This window comes from Nostoc sp. (assembly GCF_036917455.1).
GTDB lineage: Bacteria > Cyanobacteriota > Cyanobacteriia > Cyanobacteriales > Nostocaceae > Nostoc.
The window spans coordinates 21,784-27,937 of record NZ_JBALDK010000023.1; the positions used below are offsets into that span (position 1 = coordinate 21,784).

The window sequence follows — 6,154 nt, forward strand, 5'->3', positions numbered from 1 at the left end:
TAAAAGCAATATGGTCAGCAAACCGGACTTTTTAAGTGGTAGCGGTCAAGATCACTTCCGACCAGAATTACAAGTAGAAAGTCCTGAAGGTGAGTTACATTTGAGATTTTACATTCCCTCGCATCAGGAGTTTGCACTACAAGCAACTGGCATTCGGGAGGTAATTGAACTAAGTCCTGATAGAATCACCCCGATTCCTAATGCTTCTCCTTTACTTTTGGGTACTCTAAATTTACGAGGTCGAGTTATTTGGGTGGCTGATTTGGGTCAATTTCTGGGAGAAGCAAGTGCATTAAACACGGATAGAGCTGAAATTTCGGTGATTGCCATCGAAGAGCAAGACACAATAGTGGGTTTAGCAGTAGAAGAAATCGGAGGTATGGACTGGTTGGATGTCCAGAATCTCATGCCACCAACTAGTGTTCCAGATACTATGGTTCCTTTTTTACGGGGAGAGTGGTTACTAAGTGCTAAAAATAATCAGTGTCTACGACTGCTCGATCAAATGGCAATTGTACGGAGTGCTAGGTGGGCAGGATGAAATTGGAGGAGGAAATGGCAGCAAGTATTGATAATTACGAGCCAACATATCAACAGGCGATGACCGCCTATGTCCAAAGAAATTACGAGGTTGCAGCCACTTTAGTTGACCAAGTGGTGCAAAATTTACCAGATGACCCCAACACTCATTTGTTAAGAGGTCACATCTACTATGTTTTACAGCAGTATGATGTAGCAAAAGAAGAATATCAACAGGTCTTAGGCTTGACTAATGAGCAAGAAATTATTGGTTTTGCCAATAATGGAATTGAGAATATCAATCAATATTTACAGTCATTCGGCGGGCAGATTGATACATCAGGAAATCAAGAACAAATCAATTCCTCAGAGATATCCGATCCACTGGCATATAGCGAACTAGAATTAGAAGATTTGGGGGTTAGTGAAGAGTTTGACAGTAAAAATCTTGATTTGAACTTTTTTGGAGAGCATCAAGAAACTGGGAATGAGGTTGAAGAACTATCTTCTCATAGTCCATTTGATATCCCCACAGAAGATAGTATTGGAACGAGGAAAATATCAGATTCTTCTACAGCTTTTGGTGATGACCCTTTTGCTTTGGATGAAGAATCAGAGGAATCGGATTTAAATAGTAGTAATTATGAGGAAAAAACAGAATTAGAATTACCTGCTTTTTGGCAGGAGGATGTATCAGAAAGCCATGATGAATCATTAGTAAATCGTCATTTTTCCGAGAATGAGATAAATTCTACTCCCGAAAATTCAGCTATTGACAATAATAACTTTTCATTTTCTAATTCCCAAACTAGTAATAGTGACAATAACTTCTCTGATTTGTTGAGTGAGCCAAAGTCTCCAGAGCTTAAGGTTGGGAATTTAGAATATAAAAAATCGAATTTTGGAGATGAGACTTTACTTATTGTTGCCGAAGAAGAACTAACAAATAGTTCGACCACAAATAACAACAGTAAATATGATTTACCAGAAACCGAAGCCCATGATTGGTTGAAGTCAAAAGATTTGGAAGCAGAGGATGACTTTCAGCCGAATTTATCTGATAAACCTTTATCTTTTAGTGGCAACATACCTCTAGAAGAAAAGAAGTTTAAATCAGGTACAAGCATCGGCAAAAATAGATTTGATGACGATGATAACTTTGATATGGAGGCATTTGAGTCTGCCTTTGGCTCAGAGGGATCGAGTTCTTATGAGGACTCAAACAATATACTAAATGGAGAAAATTCTAAGAGCAATATCGATTTTTTAGATGACTTTGAGGAATTTGACGATTTAGGAAACATTCCAGGATTTGACCTGATCGAAGAAGATTCTAACTTCGGTGATGCAGCAATGTATTCTGCTCCAGCAGAAACTATTGGCAATGGGCGCTCTCAAGTCGTGGAGCCTTCTGGAAGTAATGCAGCCGATCGCGAAGAAGAACTATTCACGATGACTGGTTCCCATGAAGGAGTTCCAGTCTTTAGCCAAACAGATGTCTCGAAACTAGAACCCAACGTTAGCGTCGAGCAAGGCTGGTTAGCACCATTAGAGAATGCCTCCATAGAAAGGAAACAATGGTTAATTGCTGGAAGTGTGGGCATTGTCTCGGCGCTAGTAGTAGCCACAGTTAGCTTTGTCGCCACCACATTTTCGCCAGCCCCCCAACGAGAATCAGTCCGAAACACAGGTTGGGCAATGTCTCTAGCCGCTGGGATTGCCGGTTTTGCCACCGCAGGCTTCATGGGGAATTTTGCACTCAAACAAATTCGGCGCACAACTAACGATCTGCAAGCTCAGTTTGAAGCTGTACGCCAAGGAAATTTGAACGCTCAAGCTACGGTGTTTTCCGAAGATGAATTGGGGCATTTAGCCACTGGTTTTAATGAAATGGCGCGGGTAATTTTCACGACGACAGGTGAAGCCCAACGCAAAGCCGATGAACAAGAGGAGGCTAAAGAAAACCTGCAACGCCAGGTAATTCGCCTTTTGGATGATGTGGAAGGAGCTGCTAGAGGGGATTTAACAGTCCAAGCGGAAGTGACAGCCGACGTACTAGGAGCGGTAGCTGACGCTTTTAACCTGACAATTCAAAACCTACGGGATATTGTGCAACAGGTAAAAGTGGCAGCGAAGGATGTAACAAAAGGTGCAACCAACTCTGAAACCTTTGCTAGAGCCTTATCTAGTGACGCTTTGCGTCAAGCAGAAGAGTTAGCAGTAACGCTGAATTCTGTACAGGTAATGACTGACTCGATTCAGCGCGTAGCAGAGGCGGCGCGGGAAGCTGAAGCCGTTGCTCGTGATGCGAGTACGATCGCTCTCAAAGGTGGCGAAGCAGTAGAAAATACTGTGGCGGGGATTTTAGAAATCCGAGAAACCGTTGCCGAAACCACTCGCAAAGTCAAGCGGCTGGCGGAATCTTCTCAAGAAATTTCTAAAATTGTGGCGTTGATTTCTCAGATTGCTTCCAGAACCAACTTATTAGCACTCAATGCTAGTATTGAGGCGGCAAGAGCCGGAGAAGCTGGACGCGGGTTTGCGATCGTCGCAGATGAAGTGCGCCAATTAGCAGATAAATCTGCCAAATCCCTCAAGGAAATTGAACAAATTGTGATGCAAATCCAGAGCGAAACAGGTTCTGTAATGACCGCAATGGAAGAAGGCACACAACAAGTAATTAAAGGGACAAAATTGGCAGAAGAAGCCAAGCGATCGCTCGAAAACATTATTCAAGTGGCGAATCGTATTGATATTCTTGTGCGCTCCATTACCAGCGACACTGTGGAACAAACTGAAACCTCCCGCGCCGTCGCTCACGTAATGCAATCAGTAGAACTCACTGCACAAGAAACTTCTCAAGAAGCACAGCGAGTTTCAGGTGCCCTACAACACTTAGTAGGTGTATCCCGTGACTTGATCGCTTCCGTTGAACGTTTCCGAGTGGAAACTATGGAAACTAGATAAATTGTCATTTGTCCTTTTGTTATTTGCCAATGACCAATGACCAATGACTAACAACTCATAACTCATAACTCATAACTCATAACTTTTGCTATGCTGCCGGAACAACAACAGCGGATTTTGGGTTACTTTATCGAAGAAGCCAGGGATCACCTGAATACCATTGAGCAGGGGTTACTGAATCTAGAAGGTACCTTGAACGACCCGGAAATGATCAGTGAAGTCTTCCGGGCGGCTCACTCCATTAAAGGAGGAGCCGCGATGCTTGGATTGACTAGCATCCAGCATACCTCCCACCGTCTGGAAGATTGTTTCAAAGTTCTTAAAGATAATCCGGTTCAGATTGACCAAAAGTTAGAGTCTTTATTTCTTGGTGTATCTGATACCCTGAAATCGCTGTTAGAGCATTTGAGCGGGCCTTATGGTCTTTCTGAAGATGCAGCTAATACTTTAATGTCAGAAACTGAGCCTGTCTTTCAATGGCTGTATGAGCATCTGGAACTACTTGTAGAACAAGGAAAAATTGGAGCATCCAGCAGTACTGATGCAATAGAACTACACACAAACTCTTTAGAGAATGTCTCTACACTTACAGAAATTTTCCTGCGGCGAGATATTCCTAGTTTTGCAGAAGACATTCATCAGGGATCTCCAGAAATATCTGTCTCAGTAGCACCTCAGCAGGTACGAGACGCTCTCACTGAACGCGGACTCTCTAACTCTGCGCGATCGCCAGTTACGGCTAAAGAAGATAATAATTGGGGCGAGTTTCAAGCCCAAGTGCTGCAAACACTGCGAGAAATGTTGCAACTGTTTAAGCAAACTACAACACCCTCAACTCGGCAAAACCTTCAGCAATGCTGTTACCAGTTAGTCAAACTTGGTGAGACTTGGAATTTATCCAAGTGGTGTGGTTTGTGTCAAGCAGCAGCCAGTGCGATCGGCAATTCCGAAAATAGTTATCTAACTTTAGCTAAAATTGTCATTACCGAAATTAAGCAAGCTCAAGAATTAGTCCTGCAAGGTAGGGAAGCCGAAATTGCAATTAGTCAGCAACTAGAAGCACTTTTGAGCTTGGCAGAAATTGAGTTATTAGAAGTTACTCCTGATTTGTTTGATGCACAGGCTGCGGTTTTGACAGAATCATCAACTGCGTCAGAGCCAATTTTATCTGGTAACACCGAGCAGTTAAACCTAGCCCAGACCACTGAAGAAATTAATCTAGACAAGGATGCTAGCGTTCGCCCCTATCTTCAACAAGGGACACCACTCAACGCTGCAATTCACACTAGTCTTAGTTTCACCACACATGACGAAGTACATCCAATCAGTAACAATCTTGACCCCAACGGGCCAGAGGTAGGAATAGCTGAGTTAAATACCCTTGCCGATTTATTTGAAGGTGAGACTCCTGAACTAGATGAAAGCTGGCATCAAGAAGAAACCCTAGATATTGTTGCTACTGATGATTTTGGAATTGATTTCAGCAGCACTGACGCTGAGGATGCTCATAGCGATTTATCTGATTTACTTTCCTTTGATCGAGCAGCAACTACAGTCACAACAGAAGATTTATCCTTGTTATTTGGCGACAATTTCCTAGAAAAAGAGACTTCAGAACCGCAAAATCAACAAACATCTGCTACGACTTTAGATTTGAGTGATCTTAACGTACTTGATATAAATTTAGATTCTTCTTCCGAAGATTTACAAGAATTTATTGATATTTCTAGTGAGACAAACCAGCTTGCTAGTATCAAAACAGACGATGTATTTGAAGATTTATTGACACTGGATCTAGATGATGCTGAAATATTGCCTATAGGCGAAGTGACTCAACCAGAAACTGAAGCGTTTGCCAATGTAGAACTATCGATTAACCAACCAAATAGTTTTGAGAACTTATTATCCGAAACTAGAAATGCAAACTGGGTAGAAGAAATTACTCCTAGTGACTACATAGAATTACCCCAGCAAATAGGCTTGTCTTCGGACAATCCGTTTGCTGAAATGGAAGAACAGACATTATTGCCTACCAGTGAACCAGAAATAGGTGATTTATTTGATACATCTCCAGCAACAGCACCTGAGTTTTCTCAATCAGAAAACGATCTGAGCAACTTCTGGAACCAAGAAAGTACAGAGGATCAGAACGAATTTGATTCCTTAATTGAGCAGAATGTAGAAAGGGCATTAGAAGAGAGTTTGTTTGCTACAACAGATGATATTTTTGCTGACAGTCAACAAACTATATCTTCTCCTCTAGCCAGTTTTGACTTGGAAGATTTGGATATTAATTTCCAGCACCAAGAGCAGTTAGATTTGATGTTCTCATCAGATTCTGGAGATGATTTATTTGATGAGTTAGCACTTAGTGACTCAACTGTTTCCCCAGCAATCAGCAATACCTCTACGCCAGAAATACTTTTGTTTGGGCAGCATTCAGGAGAAGAAATTCTCATGCGATCGCAACAACCAGAAGCTTTAGATTTTGCTCCAGAATTTGCTCATCAGTCTCCAGAAATATCTGCTGCTGATTTAGAACTTCATTCATTCGGCTCTTTCGATGAAAATCTGCAACTGGTGTTTGAAGATGTTGCCATAGACTCCACCTATATTCAGATGGAAACCACAGAAAATCCTGTGGACGAACTATCGATTATAGAAACTT

General features: G+C 41.9%; 3 protein-coding genes. All 3 read left to right on the forward strand.

Features of this window, described 5'->3' with window-relative positions:
• Window positions 1-10: 10 nt before the first annotated feature.
• Window positions 11-541 carry a chemotaxis protein CheW gene (locus V7K42_RS02625; protein WP_012412196.1) on the forward strand — a complete coding sequence of 177 codons (531 nt, stop codon included), beginning with the start codon at window positions 11-13 and terminating at the stop codon, window positions 539-541.
• Window positions 542-555: 14 nt separating this feature from the next.
• Window positions 556-3,486, forward strand: coding sequence for a methyl-accepting chemotaxis protein (locus V7K42_RS02630; protein WP_334913268.1), 2,931 nt, complete (start codon window positions 556-558; stop codon window positions 3,484-3,486).
• A gap of 90 nt (window positions 3,487-3,576) precedes the next feature.
• The coding region (locus V7K42_RS02635; RefSeq protein ID WP_334913270.1) for an Hpt domain-containing protein at window positions 3,577-6,154 on the forward strand (2,578 nt) is incomplete at its 3' end.